Raw genomic sequence first — 15,531 nt, 5'->3', positions numbered from 1 at the left:
CGTCGTTCAGGCTGGCTTTCATCCGGTGCAACATGGCGGGGCGAAGGAAGCCGTGGCGGGTATCTTCTTCCCGGGACCAGATCAGCTTGACCGGAACTTTCAGTTGGTAAGCCACCGCCGCAGCTTCTTCGATATAATCCTGGGTGAGGCGACGGCCAAACCCGCCGCCAAGAAATGTGGTGTGGATGTTTATCTTGCCCGGTGACAGATCGGTATGACGGGCCGCCGCAATGCGCCCCAGGTCTGGCGCCTGGGTGGGTGCCCAGACATCCATTCCACCATCGCGATACCAGGCCGTGGCATTCATCGGTTCCATGGTGGCATGGGCCAGATAGGGCTGCTCATACTCGGCTTCAACCACCTGTTTTGCCCGATCGGCTGCCGTATCGACATTACCCTCACTGCGTTCTTTGACCCCGGAATTTTCACTCGCGGCCTTGCGGTAACCCTCAAAAACGGCTTCTGTGTCGGTATCCAGCGCTTCAGAGAAGTCCCACTCTACCTGCAATTTCTGCTGAGCCTTTCTTGCCTGCCAATAGCGCTGGGCAACCAGAGCAACACCGCGCTCAGTGATGAAGGCATCGGTTACACCTGGCATACCGATGACGTCATCGCGGTTGAAGCTGCTGGCCTTGCCGCCGTAGCGGGGGCTGCGGGTCATAACCGCATAGACCATGCCAGGAAGCTCGACATCCATCCCGTAGACGGCGGTTCCCGTAGCCTTGGCACGGGCATCCAGCTTGCCGCCTTTGCGGCCGATGTATTTCCATTCGGCGCGGGGTTTGAGGGGCACCTTGCCCCGGATAACTTCCCGGTCCGCCAGCTTCACCAATTGGCCGTAACGTAACGAATCAAGTCCGTTAGGATGCACCACCCGGCCATCCTGGGTAGTGCACTGGTCCGCGTCTACTTCCCACACCCGGGCAGCCGCCATCACCAACATCTGTCGGGCCTGCGCGCCGGCAACCCTCAGCGGCTCCCAGCTTGTGGCCAGGCTGGTACTGCCGCCGGTCAGCTGCAAACCAAACAGGGGGTTTCGGTATTCCGGCGCCACCGGGGCAAACCTGACTTTAATCCTGCTCGGCTCCACATCCAGTTCTTCAGCCACCAGGGTGGTCAAACCGGTGTAGGTGCCCTGCCCCATCTCAACCCGGGCCAGGGTAAAGATGATTTCATCATCACGGGTCAATTCCAGCCAGATATCCGGCTTCCACTCTCCGGTCTCGGGCTGGTACCCGGTCTGGACAGAGGCGCACCCCGGGATAGATACCGCCAGTATCAAGCTGCCTGAAGCACCCGTGCTGACTTTCAGAAAATCACGACGATTCATGGTCATGTCAGGCGTCCTCCCCGGCGGGCTGGTAATGGCCAACCGAACCGGCAACCGCCTCGACGGCGGCGACAATACGGGAATAGGTACCGCACCGGCACAGGTTTCCGGTCATGGCGGTCACAATGTCCTGACGAGATGGCGACGGATTGTTGTTCAGAAGGTGCGCTGCGGTCATGATCTGGCCCGACTGACAGTATCCGCACTGGGGAACGCCCTGATCAATCCAGGCCTGTTGCAACGGGTGCAACTGGCCATCTTCGGACAAACCTTCGATAGTGGTCACGGAAGCGCCGTCTACCGACGCCACCGGTGTTGAACAGGAGCGCGCTGGCTGACCGTTAACATGAACCGTGCAAGCGCCGCACAAGCCGGCACCGCAACCAAACTTGGTGCCCTTGAGCCCAACTTCATCCCGAATCACCCACAACAGAGGCGTATCGGAATCAACATCAACTGTGTGCCTTTGGCCGTTAATCGTCAGGCTGAATGCCATGGGCCTTTCCTTTTATTATTTGCTGGAAGACGAATTCGTTCACTTGATCACTTCTTTGCCATCCTGGTCTACCCAGATCTTGCGGTCACCGGTATTCATTTTGCCATTGGAATCCCAGACTTCACGATCTTTGGTGGCACTCTCCACCTTGCCGTTGTCGTCCCAGATCACCCGGTCTTTGCAACCCGCCAGAGTGAACAGGCCGGCCATAACAATCACCACCAGAGAACCCTTTTTCATCATCAATAACCTCATCAGCTGTTTGAAATGCAGTACCGTGATTCGTTGATCACCGGCGGCCATGCAATTCCCGATTATTCTGTTTGTCCCGGTCGCTCTTGCGAACCATGACATAGACCGCGCCGGTTCCACCATGGTGTTTCTGGGCCGAGTGAAAGGCCAGTACGCTGTCCAGTTCCGGAAGCCACTTCGCCAGGTAGCTTTTCAACTGGGCAATGCCATCGGGGTTGCGCTCACCCTTACCGTGCAAAATGATGACTGAACGCAAGCCGTAGCGCACACAATCGTTGATAAACGCAAATACCTCCCGGCGGGCTTCCTCAACGGTCATCCGGTGCAGATCCAGCCTGGCCTCGATCGGGTACTGCCCCAGCCGGAGCTTGCGGAACACACCATGCTGAATACCGGGCCGCATCCAGCTAAGGACGTCATGGGCCGTCAGCGGCTCAACCATGTCAGAAGTCAGCGGGTTCAGGTCACGAACCGGCTTTTCAACGGCCGCTTTCTGCCGTTCCAGATGCCCGGGCGTCAGCTCCCTGGGGGTCGACACTTCGGCCCGATTGGGTTTCCGAATACGCCGGACATCCTTCATCTCTTCAAGAAACGCCAGGCGTTCATCTTTACTGGTCATGAGCTATCTGTTTCTGGATTGACGAATGTCAGAACTCTACCACCGTGCCGGGCTACCATAAAGAAAAGCCCTGAGACACGTTTCGACCAAAATCGTAGGGCATAACATGGCTCCGCTGAACTACACTGCAAGCGGACAACAATAACTACGGAACAGCGGCGAAGGCCGACCAACTCCGACCCACGACGGATTGCGATATGGCAGCAGCGAACCAGGACACATCCCGCCCCCAGAACACCCGAGCCATCATGACATTTCTGCGGGAACATGCACCTTTTTCCAGCATGGATGACACCCACCTGGCCCATTTTGCTGAACATGCCACCCTGAGGTTCTACGCCGATGAAGACGTGGTGCTCTCGCCGGATGACGGCGTAGTAAAGCGCTTTTACATCGTTAAACAAGGCCGTATTCGGGGCGAACGCCACAACGAAAAAGAGGATCGGGCAGAAACCACCTTCGAAATCAGCCAGGGCGAATGCTTTCCGCTGGCTGCCCTGATTGGCGAGCGTCCTACCCGTACCCTGCACCGGGCCTCCGGAGACACCTTCTGCCTGAGCATTGAACAAAAAGCGTTCATCACCCTGTTCTCCGAAAGCGAACCCTTCCGGGACTTCTGCCTGCGCGGTGTCAGCAGCCTGCTGGATCAGGTCAACCAGCGCATCCAGTCCAAGGCGATGGCCTCGATCGGGTCCAGCAATAGCCTGGATACCCCGCTTGAACGTTACGCCCTGCGCAATCCCATCGTTTGCTCGCCTGACCTGCCGGTGCGCAAGGCGGTGGCCCGCATGCATGAGAATAATGTGGGCAGCATCATTATTACGGATGACAACCGCCACCCGAAGGGCATCTTCACGCTGCGCGATTTGCGGACCATGATTGCCGAGGAACGAGGCCCCCTCGACACCCCTATCCGGCAGGTCATGACAGCAGATCCCTGCTGTTTACCCTCAACGGCCGATGCCTTTGAAGCGGCCATGTTGATGGCCGAGCACCACTTTGCACATCTGTGCGTGGTCGATGAGGAAAACCATCTGATTGGGGTGGTCTCCGAGCGGGACCTGTTCTCCCTCCAACGCGTGGACCTGGTGAACCTGGCCCGGACCATCGGTACAGCCACCCACCTGCGCACGCTGGTGAGCCTGCGCACCGACGTTTCCCGCCTGGTGGATTCCATGCTGGCCCACGGCGCGGACTCCGGTCAGGTGGTCAAGATCATCACCACGCTCAACGATGTGACCGTCCGGCGGGTACTGGAACTGAACCTGAAGAAAAACGATCCCAGTATCCCTTTCACCTGGCTGACCTTTGGCAGCGAAGGCCGGCAGGAACAAACTCTGCTGACCGACCAGGACAACGGTATCCTGTTCGAGACGCCCGAGGACATGACCGAGGACCAGGTTCGGGAAAAACTGCTGCCGTTCGCGCGCAAGGTGAATGATGAATTGGCCGAGTGTGGCTTTACCCTGTGTAAAGGCAACATCATGGCAAGCAACCCGAAACTGTGTCTGAGTGATCGGGAGTGGGATGACTGGTTCGTTCGGTTTATCGACGCCTCCACTCCCCAGAATCTGGTGTACTCATCCATCTTCCTCGATATGCGCTCAGTATTCGGGCCAACGGAGCCATTGCACCGATTGCTGGAGAAAGTTCTGGACAGGATTCGCAAGAACGCCCTGTTCCAGAAGATGCTGGCGGGCAATGCGCTGCAACGCAAACCACCGCTCACCATGTTCAGGAACTTTCGCTATCTGAATGACGAGAAAAAGCATTCTCTGGACCTGAAACGACAAGGCCTGGCGCCGTTTGTCGAATCCGTCCGGGTATTCGCCCTGGCCCACGGGGTGGAAGCTGCCAATACCCTGGAGCGAATGGACGCCCTGTCCCGCAAGGGGGTTTTTGACGCCAAAGATGCAAACGCGTGGAAAGAGGCGTACAGCCTGATCCAGGCCATCCGTATGCGTGCCCACCAGGAGATGCTGGACAGGGGCGAGGAACTGACCAACTACATTGATCCGGACGACCTGAACCCGCTCGACCGACGCATCCTGCGGGAGTCTTTCCGCCAGGCTCAAAGGCTGCAGCAAAAGCTGGAAGTCACTTACCAACTCTAGGTACCGGAAACACCATGCTCGACTACATCAAGCAATGGCTGGCACAGCGAAGGGGCGGCGCCGTTGGCAATCACGATCCAGACAACCTGCCCACGCCGAAAACGGTGAGCGACCAGCCGCTGTCCCGGTGCCGCCTGATCGTACTGGACCTTGAGACCACCGGACTGAATACCTCGAAAGATGAAGTTATCGCCATCGGCGCTGTGGCTATTGAGGGCGGAGTTATTCACCTGAATGATCAGTTTGATCTGATCCTGCGCCGACCGGAGCTCGATATCCGGGAAACCGTGCTGATCCATGGTATCGGGCCGGAGGCCCTGACCCAGGGCCACGAAACCGAAGATGCACTGCTCTACCTGCTGGAGTGGATGAACGGCGACCCAATTCTCGCCTACCACTCCGCATTCGACCAGAAATTCCTCGAAAAAACTCTGAAAGCCCAACTTGGCTACACCGTTCCCCACATCTGGATGGACGTTGCCGAGCTACTACCGGCGATATTCCCAAAAGCGGAAACGAAAGGGCGCAGCCTCGACCACTGGGCCGACTTCTTCAAACTCGAAGTCAGTGAACGGCATCACGCTGCTGCCGATGCCCTGGTGACCGCAGAACTGACACTCATGGCCCTGAACCGGGCGCAAAAAAATGGCGCCAAGAACCTGAAAGAACTGGCGGAAAAGCTGCATTATCAGCGCCGTTTACAGAACATGCACCGCTACTGACAACCTGCTTCAGCGCCTGATGCCCTTGACCAATTACAAGGCAAGTTACTGAGAGTTAGACCATTTGCCAATATCCATAATTCCATTGACCAGTAAAGTCGGAGGAGACAACAAGTCGGAGAAGTACTACATGAATAATAAATTCTCTATCCGCAACACCCCACAAGTAATCCACCCAACCTCCACAACAACAATACAGGAGTGATGTGTATGTCAGGTCATAGCTACGACGCTGAAAACTACTGGAAGGCGAACTTGCGCCTGATATTCGGGAGCCTGATTATCTGGGCCCTGGTGTCTTATGGTTTCGCCATTCTGTTACGTCCCATGCTGGCGGGCATTCCGGTCGGTGGCACCGATCTCGGTTTCTGGTTCGCCCAGCAAGGCTCCATTCTTACCTTCATTGCCCTGATCTTTTTCTACGCCTGGCGTATGAACAAGATCGACGAGCAATTCGGCGTACATGAGGAGTAAGACACCATGAGCCAATTTGCAATCAACCTGCTTTTCGTCGGGGGTTCCTTCCTCCTGTATATCCTGATCGCTGTGTGGGCGAAAGCCGGCAGCACCAGCGATTTCTACGTTGCCGGCGGCGGCGTTCACCCGGTCACCAACGGTATGGCGATCGGCGCCGACTGGATGTCTGCCGCGTCCTTCATATCCATGGCGGGCCTTATCGCCGCCGGTGGTTATGCAAACTCCACGTTCCTGATGGGCTGGACCGGCGGCTACGTTCTGCTGGCCATGCTGCTGGCTCCTTACCTGCGTAAGTTCGGCAAATTCACGGTTCCCGAGTTCATTGGTGACCGCTACTACAGCGCCAACGCACGTCTGGTCGCCGTTATCTGTCTGATCGTTGCCTCCGTCACCTACGTTATCGGCCAGATGGCCGGCGCCGGTGTTGCCTTCTCCCGCTTCCTGGAAGTAGACGCCACCAACGGCCTGATGATCGCAGCGGTTGTGGTCTTTATCTACGCCGTACTCGGTGGCATGAAAGGCATCACCTACACCCAGGTGGCCCAGTACTGCGTACTGATCATCGCCTACACCATTCCGGCGGTGTTCATTTCACTGCAGCTGACCGGCAATCCGATCCCGATGTTCGGTATGTTCTCAACCCATACTGAATCCGGTCTGCCGTTGCTTGAAAAACTGAACATGGTGGTTACCGACCTCGGCTTCCGGGAATACACAGCGGACATCGACAACAAACTGAACATGGTTCTGTTTACCCTGTCCCTGATGATCGGTACCGCTGGTCTGCCCCACGTTATCATCCGTTTCTTCACCGTTCCCAAGGTAGCTGACGCTCGTTGGTCCGGCGGCTGGGCACTGGTCTTCATCGCCCTGCTGTACCTGACTGCTCCGGCTGTTGCTTCCATGGCGCGTCTGAACCTGATGACCACGATCTATCCGGAAGGCACTGCAGCCGAGCCCATCGAGTACGATGCGCGCCCTGCCTGGATTGCCACCTGGGAAGAAACCGGTCTGATCAAGTTCGAGGACAAAAACAACGACGGCCGCATCCAGGTGTATAACGACGGCAACGCCGATTTCGCAGCCACCGCAGCAGAGCGCGGCTGGGAAGGCAACGAGCTGTCTGTTAACAACGACATCCTGGTACTGGCCAACCCGGAAATCGCCAACCTGCCCGGCTGGGTTATTGGCCTGATTGCTGCCGGCGGTCTGGCTGCAGCTCTGTCCACTGCGGCAGGTCTGTTGTTGGCCATTTCCTCTGCGGTGAGTCACGACCTGATCAAAGGCCGAATTAACCCCAACATCACCGATAAGGGCGAGCTGTTGGCGGCACGGATCTCCATGGCCGTCGCCATCGTCGTCGCCACCTGGCTGGGCGCCAACCCGCCCGGGTTCGCGGCACAGGTGGTCGCACTGGCCTTTGGTATCGCTGCCGCCTCCCTGTTCCCGGCGCTGATGATGGGGATCTTCTCCAAGCGCGTGAACAACGTAGGCGCTACCCTGGGTATGTTGGCCGGTCTGATCTTCACCCTGGTCTACATCTTCATCTACAAGGGCTGGTTCTTCATTCCGGGAACCAACAACCTGCCGGATACCGCCGAGTTCTGGGTACTGGGTATTTCCCCGCTGTCCATCGGTGCGGTTGGTGCTCTGGTCAACTTTGCGGTAGCCTTCGGGGTATCGAAAGTGACTGCCGAGCCGCCTGTTGAAATCCAGGAGCTGGTTGAAAGCGTCCGTTACCCACGCGGTGCCGGCAGCGCTCAAGACCACTAAGCTGAAAGACAGCCTGATTCATTGAAACGAATGACGGGTTGAGACCGAACGGGCTTCCTCACTGAGGGAGCCCGTTCTTTTTTGAGTTAAGGAATCCAATCCTATGTTCTGGACTTTTGTTGCCACTATTGTTTGCGGTCTCGGGGCCGCAGGCATCGCCATGGGCATTCGCGCCGCCACCGCAAAGCGTGCACCGCGATGGATCATTCCAGTGTTTGCAGGTGCCGGCATGCTCGGCTACCTTGTTTATGGCGAATACACTTGGTATGACCACAAGCGATCACTGCTCCCTGAAGAGGCGGTTGTCGTGGCGACTGAGCAGGAGAAGATTTTCTTCCGCCCCTGGACCTTCGTATTTCCCTATGTCACCGCCTTCTCCACCGTCGACACCAGTGATTTCCGCCGAGATACCAGCGACGACGATATTGTTCGCTTCACCCTCTACCGTTTTGAGCAAACCGTGACAGACGCGGTATCACACCGGGCTCACCTGATCCATTGCCAGAGCCGGGAGCTGGTTCCCCTTGGTTCAGATGGCGTGCCACGGGTGGACAATATGAAGTTGCTGACCGCAAACGATCCTCTTTACAGAACCGTGTGCGGTAACTGACATCGGATAACCGGATAACAACAAAGCATGATTAGCGCCTGGCTGCTGATAGTTATATCCATTAGCTACATTTCCCTGTTGTTCGTCATTGCCTGGGCGGGTGACCGACACCCGGGATTGTATCGACGCAGGCTGGCGCGAACCCACATCTACGCTCTATCACTGGCGGTCTACTTTACCTCCTGGACATTCTACGGTGCCGTCGGGCGAGCCACCCAGGAAGGCTTTGCCTTTCTTCCCATCTACCTGGGGCCGCTACTGGTATTCCTGTTCTTTGCACCGCTCTTGCGACGCATTATTTACATCAGTAAACGCAACAACAGCACCTCCATTGCCGACTTTATCGCCTCCCGTTACGGCAAGTCCCAGGTGCTGGCGGCCATGGTGGCCATCTTTGCCCTGATTGGCAGCGTTCCCTATATTGCGCTGCAGCTCAAAGCCATTGCGCTGGGCTTTAACGTACTGACCGAGGGGGGAATCGGCTACCAGGAACTGAGCACGGCTGCCTGGAATGACTCCGCCTGGTACATCACCCTGGCCCTGGCAGTCTTTACCGTGTTATTCGGCACCCGACACCTTGAATCAACCGAGCATCATCGAGGCATGATCCAGGCGGTCGCCTTTGAATCACTGATCAAACTGGTGGCCTTCATCGCTGTTGGCCTGTTTGTTGGTTACGGGCTTTATAATGGTTTTGGCGACCTGTTCAGCCGGGTGAAACAGGCCGACCTGGTGGGCACCCTGACCACCAGTTCCCTTGAGACACCTGCGTTCCTCACTCAAACCCTGATCGCCATGCTGGCGATTGTCTGCCTTCCCCGCCAGTTTCACGTCATGGTCGTGGAAAATGCTGATCACCGTGACTTTGAGACAGCGCGGTGGGCCATGCCGATTTACCTGGTCATTGCCAGCGCCTTTGTACTGCCCATTGCAGCTGCAGGACTACTGAACTCCGATCTCGCCGGCGGTGATCCCGACATTATCATCCTGCAACTGCCCATCGTGGCGGGTGAGCAATGGCTGGCCGTGCTAGCCTTCCTCGGCGGCGGCTCAGCGGCAGCGGCCATGGTTATTGTCTGTTCTGTGGCCATTGCCACCATGGTCAGCAACGAAATCATCATGCCCGGGCTATTGCGTTTTTTCCGGCCCGGCATGAACCGCAGGACAGACCTGAGCTTCCTTTTGCTCACCATTCGCCGGGTAGCCATCTTTGTCGTGCTGTTTACCGCTTACGGTTTTTACCGGATGGCGGGCGCCGATTACAGCCTCACCGCTTTCGGCCTGCTGTCCTTTGCCGCCGCCGCCCAGTTTGGGCCAGCCCTGGTGGGCGGCATCATCTGGCGGCGCGGGAATTTTACCGGGGCCGCCTGGGGCCTCGGTCTTGGCTTCCTGATGTGGTGCTACACCCTGCTGTTACCAGCCATGGTGTCCACCGGCTGGATTGCCGACACGCTGATCGAACAGGGGCTGTTTGGCCTGAACTGGACCCGCCCGACTGCCCTGTTCGGCTCTGAGCTGGACCAGATCAGCCACGGCATTATCTGGAGCCTCGGCATTAACACTGGCACCTACATCCTGCTGTCACTGGTAACCCGGCAGCGCATCCGCGAACGAATCCAGATTGCCGCCTTCTTCCATGAAGCCCAGCCAAAACCGGAAAGCGCACAACATCAGAGCTGGCAGGGCGAAGTCCTGACCTCCGATCTCCAGGCCCTGACCGATCGTTTCATGGGTGAGGAACGCTCCGAGAGCGTCTTCCGCAATTACGAGCGCCGCAACGCCATCAGGCTGTACCCGCACCGGCCCGCCTCTACCCACCTGATGAAATACATCGAGCGCCAACTGGCCTCGGTTATTGGTGCGTCTACCGCCCGTGTCGTCCTGGAGTCCACCCTGACCGGGCGGGATATGCAGATCGAGGATGTGGTCAGCATCGTAGATGAAGCGTCTCAGGCCATGACCTTCAGCCGCGAGCTGCTGCAATCCGCAATCGAGAACATCAGCCTGGGTGTATCGGTGGTCAATCATCAACAGCAGTTGGTGGTTTGGAACCACCGCTACCTGGAGCTGTTCAATTACCCGAAAGGATTCGTCCGGGTTGGCCGGCCGGTGGAAGACCTGATGCGTTACAACCTGACTAACGCCAACCTGTCAGCGAGACGCATAGATGACATCATCGATAACCGCTGCAACAGCATGCGCGAAGGCAAACCCATGTCTTACGAACGTCAGCGTCCGGATGGCACCGTTGTCCGGGTAGATGGTAGTCCCATCCCCGGGGGTGGCTATGTCACCACGTTCCAGGACATTACAGCCATGCGTCGCACCGAGCAGGCCCTGAAGGAGACCAATATCTACCTGGAGCAACGGGTACGGGAACGTACTCAGGAACTGCAGGTGATCAACGAGCAGATGCTGAAAGCAAAATCAGTCGCGGAACAGGCCAACCAGAGCAAGACCCGGTTTCTTGCCTCGGCCAGCCACGACCTGCTTCAACCATTGAATGCGGCACGGCTATTCACCTCCGCCCTGTCAGGCAAGGTTATTGAAGGTGATACCCGTGAACTGGTTGAGCACATCGACAGCTCACTTGGCGCGGCTGAAGAGATCATCAGCACCTTGCTCGATATCTCCAAGCTGGACGCCGGGGCACTGGAGCCGGATATCGGCGTGTTCCCGGTCAACGAACTGCTCCGCCACCTGGCAACGGAATTCTCTGCTATCGCCAAAGATCAGGAGCTGGACCTGCATGTTGTTCCCAGCAGTGCCTGGGTACGATCAGACGTCAAGTTGCTACGCCGGGTAGTCCAGAACTTCCTGTCCAACGCCATTCGCTACACGGCCAGTGGCAAGATACTGATGGGCTGCCGTCGGCTCAAAGGCTACCTGCGCATTGAGGTCTGGGACACCGGCCCAGGAATGTCCGAAGACCAGCTCACCCATATTTTCGAGGAGTTCCGGCGCTTCCAGCATGGCCGTGACAAGAAGGGGCTGGGTCTTGGCCTGGCCATTGTGGACCGCATCAGCGGCATGCTGAACCACCCGGTCACCGTACACTCAGTTCAGGGCAAAGGGAGCGTTTTCGGTATCACCGTACCACTTGCACCGCCAGACCTGAGCCGCGCCGAATACAACAAGCCAGGCGCCAGCACAAGGCGGGTATCCAGTCTGGGAGGCTTGCATGTTCTGTGTATCGATAACGATCCAGCCATACTTCAGGGTATGGTCGCGTTACTGGGTAACTGGCAGTGTGATGTGACTGCGGCCGAAAGCCTGGAAGATGCCCTGGAAAAACTGGCAGACCGCTTACCGGATATTATACTTGCCGATTATCAGCTTGATGATAACCGCAATGGGCTGGATGCTATGGACAGCATCAGAGACAAACTTGGCCATGGCATACCGGGCATTCTGATTACCGGTTATATGGCGCCAGAGGTACGCGAAGACGCTGGAAACCGCGGCTATCAGGTTCTCTACAAGCCGGTTAAACCGGCGGCACTGAGAGCGCTCGTCAACAAACTACTTAAACAGAAGCGCGCATGAACCAGACCGACAGGAAAGACGCGATCAACCCCTTTGGAAAGCTCAACTTCCTGGTGGTTGATGATTTCGAGAACTTCCGTCTATCGATGCGCCAGATGCTCAGAAGCTGTGGCGCAGACAAGATCGAGCTGGTGGCTCACGCCACCCCGGCAATCCAGTATTGCACCTACAACCACGTAGATGTTGTCCTGTGTGATTACAACCTGGGGGAAGGCAAGAACGGCCAGCATATTCTTGAGGAGCTCCGGCACAAAAAGCTTCTGAGCCGCTCCTCCCTGTTCTTGATGGTGACCGCCGAAACGTCCAAAGAGATGGTCATGGGCGCCCGTGAATACCAACCGGATGCTTACCTGACCAAGCCGTTGAACCGCGCCATGCTGGAGAAGCGCCTTGGCGCTCTGGTTCAGCAACGTAGTGCCTTGCTACCGATTACCCGTGAAATGGATCGGGAGAACTACCCTGAGGCCATTTCACAGTGCCTACAGCTACTGCCCAAACAACCAAGGTACAAAACCTGGCTAATGAAAACCCTGGGCGAACTCTATTTCATCGTCGGCGATCTGTCACACGCCCTGAAAGTGTATGACGAGGTACTTGCGCAGCGGGAGCTTTCCTGGGCCCGACTGGGCCGTTGCAAGGTATTGTTGGGTAACAGAAACTTTGACGACTCTGTGGAAGGTTTGAAAGCACTGATCGCCAAACACCCCGATTACATGGAAGCCTACGACCTGTTGGCCGAAGGGCTGGAAAAGCAGGGCAAAGCAGTACAAGCCCAGCAGATCCTGGAAAAAGCCGCAGAACACTCACCAAACGCCCTGCTACGCCAGAAGCACCTGGCGCTACTGGCCGGTACCAACCAGGACATAGACACTGCCTCACAGGCCTGGCGGCAGACGGTGACACTGGGAACCTATTCGATTCACGATAACTCTGATCACTACCTGTCGCTGGCTCAAAGCCTCTCCGACCTTAGCGAAGGACACCCGGAAGCCGAAGGTGCGGAACATGCGGCAGAAGCCTTGAATGTGCTATCGAAGATGGAAAAGCGTTTCGCCGACGACGACAGCATTGGCCTGAAAAGTCGTATTGTGCAATGCCGTGTTCACGCCGGACAGGGCAACCAGAAATCTGCAGAAAAACTGCTGGGCGACTTACGGGCAGAATTGGAAACACTGGAAGACATCCCAGCAGATCTGGGCCTCGACTATGCCAAGACCCTGTTCAGGTTGGGGCGTGATGAAGAGGCCAAGTCGTTGCTATCGGATCTGGCGGCTCGTTACGGAGACAACCCGGAAACTCTGCAGAAAATTGAAAACCTTCTCGATGAACCCGTTGGCTTCCGCCAGAAAATAGAAGCCCGGGGATACAACCGGGATGGAATCAAAGCATTCGAATCCGGCGATCTGGACGGCGCGGTCGAGGCTTTCAACCGAGCCTTGGCGATCGTTCCGGATCATGCCGCTCTGAATCTCAACCTGATTCAGGTGTTACTGCGAAAGTATGATCAGGCTCCTGACGATCATAGCCTGCTCACTACCTGCCAGGAATGCCTCAGGCGGCTCGAAGGTCTGCCTGAACAACACAGACAGCACCGCCGTTACAGCGCACTGGCCAGAAAACTGAAAGGACTGACTGCATGACTGACCACAACATCGACTTTTCAATGGTACTGGCTTCAGCCGTGCATGACATGAAAAACTCCCTGGGCATGCTGCTGAACACCCTTGATGAACTCCGTACCGAACATGAAGAGTCACTGTCCGGCTCCAGCAAGTTCAATATGCTGCAGTACGAGGCCGAGCGCATGCACAATGACCTTGTTCAGCTGCTGGGCATCTATCGGCTGGGTGAGAACAATCTGTCAGCCCACATTGATGAACACTTTGTACCGGATTTTCTCTCCGAGCATATGGCACGACACGTCCCCCTGCTTGATGGCCTGGGCATCGATTACGCCATCGAAGCCGATGACATCAATGGTTTCTTTGATGACGATCTGCTTACCGGGGTGCTCAACAACACCATCAATAACGCCATCCGTTATACCAAAACCAGAATCCGCCTGACCGCCCGGGAACAGGATGGCTATCTGGTGCTTGGTGTGGAAGATGACGGCACAGGCTATCCGGAGAGCATGCAACATACCGGGACGCTCAGCTTCAAATCCCTCGACTTCAACAGCGGCAGCACAAGCCTTGGTCTTTTCTTCGCGTCTTCCGTGGCCAAGCTGCATACAGAAGGCGACCGCACCGGTTCAATAACGCTGCACAACGGTGGGAAATATGGTGGAGGGGTGTTTGAAATCTGGCTGCCCTGATCGTGCCTTCCTGGAAAAATCAAATGAGCGTCGCAAAACTGACTCTCTGGCGCCCTCTCCCCTGTATATTTTTTGAACTCCGCTTATAGTGCGACAAGCAATCCTGCATTACCAATGCAGCTACAGAATCGTGATGGCGGAGCAAGGACAGGGAGCACACTTACAATGGCACGGGCGCACGCACTGATTATCGAAGATTCGTCGACTGCCAGGATCATCCTGGCCCGGCTCCTCGAACGATCAGACATCAGTAGCAAAGGAGTCTCAACGGCAGAGGAAGCATTCTCGCTACTCCAGCACGAGTCCTATGACGTTATCTTTCTGGATCACCTTCTACCGGGCATGAACGGATTTCAGGCTCTGGAACAACTCAAAAGCCAGCCTCACACACGCGACATACCTGTTTTCATGTACACCTCACAGAACGCCGAGCGCTACATTGACGAAGCAAAGACCCTTGGCGCTGCTGGCGTTATTCGCAAGCAGATTGATCGAGAGCACCTGCAGAAAACTCTGGATACCTTACTGGTAAACAGCCCGGAACCCGAGTACAGCGAAGCTTTCAGAATCGCGGTGGAAGAAACTGGCAGAACAGCACAGGAGAATACCGAGCAGGCTACCCGTAAACTCACCGGTCGGATGTCGACCCTGGAAGTAGCCTATGAAGAGCTTGAGGAAGAGTTAAGGGAGCTCAGGCAAGCCAGCGAAAACGCCCATCGCCAACACGCCGATCGTATCAACCGTCAAAGCCGAAGCATCCGATGGCTGATGGCTACGGCAGTGTTACTGGTCGTAGCGCTGGTATGGGTTAGCAGCTGGCAGGCCAACATCCTGGACAATCACATTGAGCACACCAATGAACAGTTTGAATTGATGCACAGCATTGTAGGTGGGGTGATCGAATTGATCAGCCGATAACGGGCCCAAAATAAAAAAGCCCCAGCATCAAGGACGCTGGGGCTTTCGGTATTAAGAGCCTGACGATGACCTACTCTCACATGGGCGAACCACACTACCATCGGCGCTGGTCTGTTTCACTTCTGAGTTCGGGATGGGATCAGGTGGTTCCAGACCGCTATGGTCGTCAGGCAAAACGGATGATCACTGGGAAGGACGAGATGGAACGTGATGTTGATTTCTATGGAGCCTGGCGTTTGCCTTGCTCTGCGTTATCCGCAATTGTCTTGGGTGTTATATAGTCAAGCCGCACGAGCAATTAGTACTGGTTAGCTCAACGCCTCACAGCGCTTACACACCCAGCCTATCAACGTCCTG

The 15,531-nt window shown here is 56.4% G+C and carries 13 protein-coding genes and 2 rRNA genes; 9 read left to right on the top strand and 6 right to left on the bottom strand.

Annotated elements, in window-relative coordinates; translation table 11 throughout:
• The 4 genes from J122_RS12840 to smrA all read right to left on the bottom strand — a co-directional run.
• On the bottom strand, window positions 1-1,336 hold a 1,336-nt coding region (locus J122_RS12840), incomplete at its 3' end, for a xanthine dehydrogenase family protein molybdopterin-binding subunit (protein ID WP_156471761.1).
• A gap of 1 nt (window position 1,337) precedes the next feature.
• A complete protein-coding gene (locus J122_RS12835; protein ID WP_061332650.1) occupies window positions 1,338-1,826 on the bottom strand; it encodes a (2Fe-2S)-binding protein in 489 nt (162 codons plus the stop codon).
• Between the two features lie 39 nt (window positions 1,827-1,865).
• Window positions 1,866-2,129, bottom strand: a complete 264-nt coding sequence (locus J122_RS12830) for a hypothetical protein (RefSeq protein WP_156471760.1) — start codon at window positions 2,127-2,129, stop codon at window positions 1,866-1,868.
• The gene (gene smrA, locus J122_RS12825) at window positions 2,116-2,697 is read right to left on the bottom strand and encodes a DNA endonuclease SmrA (RefSeq protein WP_061332649.1); all 582 of its coding nucleotides are present in this window, start codon (window positions 2,695-2,697) and stop codon (window positions 2,116-2,118) included. The genes J122_RS12830 and smrA overlap by 14 nt, the downstream gene beginning before the upstream one ends.
• Window positions 2,698-2,894: 197 nt before the next feature.
• Between smrA and J122_RS12820 the strand changes: the two genes are divergently transcribed.
• The 9 genes from J122_RS12820 to J122_RS12780 all read left to right on the top strand — a co-directional run bounded on the left by J122_RS12820 (window position 2,895) and on the right by J122_RS12780 (window position 15,174).
• A complete protein-coding gene (locus tag J122_RS12820) occupies window positions 2,895-4,811 on the top strand; it encodes a putative nucleotidyltransferase substrate binding domain-containing protein (protein WP_061332648.1) in 1,917 nt (638 codons plus the stop codon).
• Window positions 4,812-4,825: 14 nt separating this feature from the next.
• Complete coding sequence (locus J122_RS12815; protein WP_061332647.1) at window positions 4,826-5,533, top strand: PolC-type DNA polymerase III; 708 nt, start codon at window positions 4,826-4,828, stop codon at window positions 5,531-5,533.
• A 210-nt stretch (window positions 5,534-5,743) separates the two neighbouring features.
• A complete protein-coding gene (locus J122_RS12810) occupies window positions 5,744-6,007 on the top strand; it encodes a DUF4212 domain-containing protein (RefSeq protein ID WP_058090360.1) in 264 nt (87 codons plus the stop codon).
• Window positions 6,008-6,013: 6 nt separating this feature from the next.
• A complete protein-coding gene (locus tag J122_RS12805; protein ID WP_061332646.1) occupies window positions 6,014-7,783 on the top strand; it encodes a sodium:solute symporter family protein in 1,770 nt (589 codons plus the stop codon).
• Window positions 7,784-7,886: 103 nt separating this feature from the next.
• Window positions 7,887-8,393, top strand: a complete 507-nt coding sequence (locus J122_RS12800) for a hypothetical protein (RefSeq protein ID WP_061332645.1) — start codon at window positions 7,887-7,889, stop codon at window positions 8,391-8,393.
• Between the two features lie 27 nt (window positions 8,394-8,420).
• A complete protein-coding gene (locus tag J122_RS12795) occupies window positions 8,421-11,939 on the top strand; it encodes a PAS domain-containing hybrid sensor histidine kinase/response regulator (RefSeq protein WP_061332644.1) in 3,519 nt (1,172 codons plus the stop codon).
• Window positions 11,936-13,579 carry a response regulator gene (locus J122_RS12790; protein ID WP_061332643.1) on the top strand — a complete coding sequence of 548 codons (1,644 nt, stop codon included), beginning with the start codon at window positions 11,936-11,938 and terminating at the stop codon, window positions 13,577-13,579. The genes J122_RS12795 and J122_RS12790 overlap by 4 nt, the downstream gene beginning before the upstream one ends.
• Window positions 13,576-14,256: a sensor histidine kinase gene (locus J122_RS12785; RefSeq protein WP_061332642.1), complete on the top strand. Its 681-nt coding sequence runs from the start codon at window positions 13,576-13,578 to the stop codon at window positions 14,254-14,256. Before J122_RS12790 ends, J122_RS12785 begins: the two co-directional genes overlap by 4 nt.
• Window positions 14,257-14,421: 165 nt before the next feature.
• Complete coding sequence (locus J122_RS12780) at window positions 14,422-15,174, top strand: response regulator (RefSeq protein WP_061332641.1); 753 nt, start codon at window positions 14,422-14,424, stop codon at window positions 15,172-15,174.
• Between the two features lie 57 nt (window positions 15,175-15,231).
• Here the strand turns inward: J122_RS12780 and rrf are convergent.
• Window positions 15,232-15,345, bottom strand: a 5S ribosomal RNA gene (gene rrf, locus J122_RS12775).
• Between the two features lie 106 nt (window positions 15,346-15,451).
• Window positions 15,452-15,531 (bottom strand): 23S ribosomal RNA (locus tag J122_RS12770); the annotation flags it as partial.

Origin of the sequence: Marinobacter excellens LAMA 842 (genome assembly GCF_001574445.1) — a bacterium.
GTDB lineage: Bacteria > Pseudomonadota > Gammaproteobacteria > Pseudomonadales > Oleiphilaceae > Marinobacter > Marinobacter shengliensis.
The sequence above is the reverse complement of the archived record's forward strand: the minus strand, read 5'-3'. Positions and strand labels throughout refer to the sequence as shown.

Coding starts and splice junctions, on each gene's coding strand:
- smrA (WP_061332649.1), bottom strand. CDS start 2,697: ATGACCAGTAAAGATGAACGCCTGGCGTTTCTTGAAGAGATGAAGGAT.
- J122_RS12795 (WP_061332644.1), top strand. CDS start 8,421: ATGATTAGCGCCTGGCTGCTGATAGTTATATCCATTAGCTACATTTCC.
- J122_RS12805 (WP_061332646.1), top strand. CDS start 6,014: ATGAGCCAATTTGCAATCAACCTGCTTTTCGTCGGGGGTTCCTTCCTC.
- J122_RS12815 (WP_061332647.1), top strand. CDS start 4,826: ATGCTCGACTACATCAAGCAATGGCTGGCACAGCGAAGGGGCGGCGCC.
- J122_RS12835 (WP_061332650.1), bottom strand. CDS start 1,826: ATGGCATTCAGCCTGACGATTAACGGCCAAAGGCACACAGTTGATGTT.
- J122_RS12830 (WP_156471760.1), bottom strand. CDS start 2,129: ATGGCCGCCGGTGATCAACGAATCACGGTACTGCATTTCAAACAGCTG.
- J122_RS12820 (WP_061332648.1), top strand. CDS start 2,895: ATGGCAGCAGCGAACCAGGACACATCCCGCCCCCAGAACACCCGAGCC.
- J122_RS12780 (WP_061332641.1), top strand. CDS start 14,422: ATGGCACGGGCGCACGCACTGATTATCGAAGATTCGTCGACTGCCAGG.
- J122_RS12790 (WP_061332643.1), top strand. CDS start 11,936: ATGAACCAGACCGACAGGAAAGACGCGATCAACCCCTTTGGAAAGCTC.
- J122_RS12810 (WP_058090360.1), top strand. CDS start 5,744: ATGTCAGGTCATAGCTACGACGCTGAAAACTACTGGAAGGCGAACTTG.
- J122_RS12800 (WP_061332645.1), top strand. CDS start 7,887: ATGTTCTGGACTTTTGTTGCCACTATTGTTTGCGGTCTCGGGGCCGCA.
- J122_RS12785 (WP_061332642.1), top strand. CDS start 13,576: ATGACTGACCACAACATCGACTTTTCAATGGTACTGGCTTCAGCCGTG.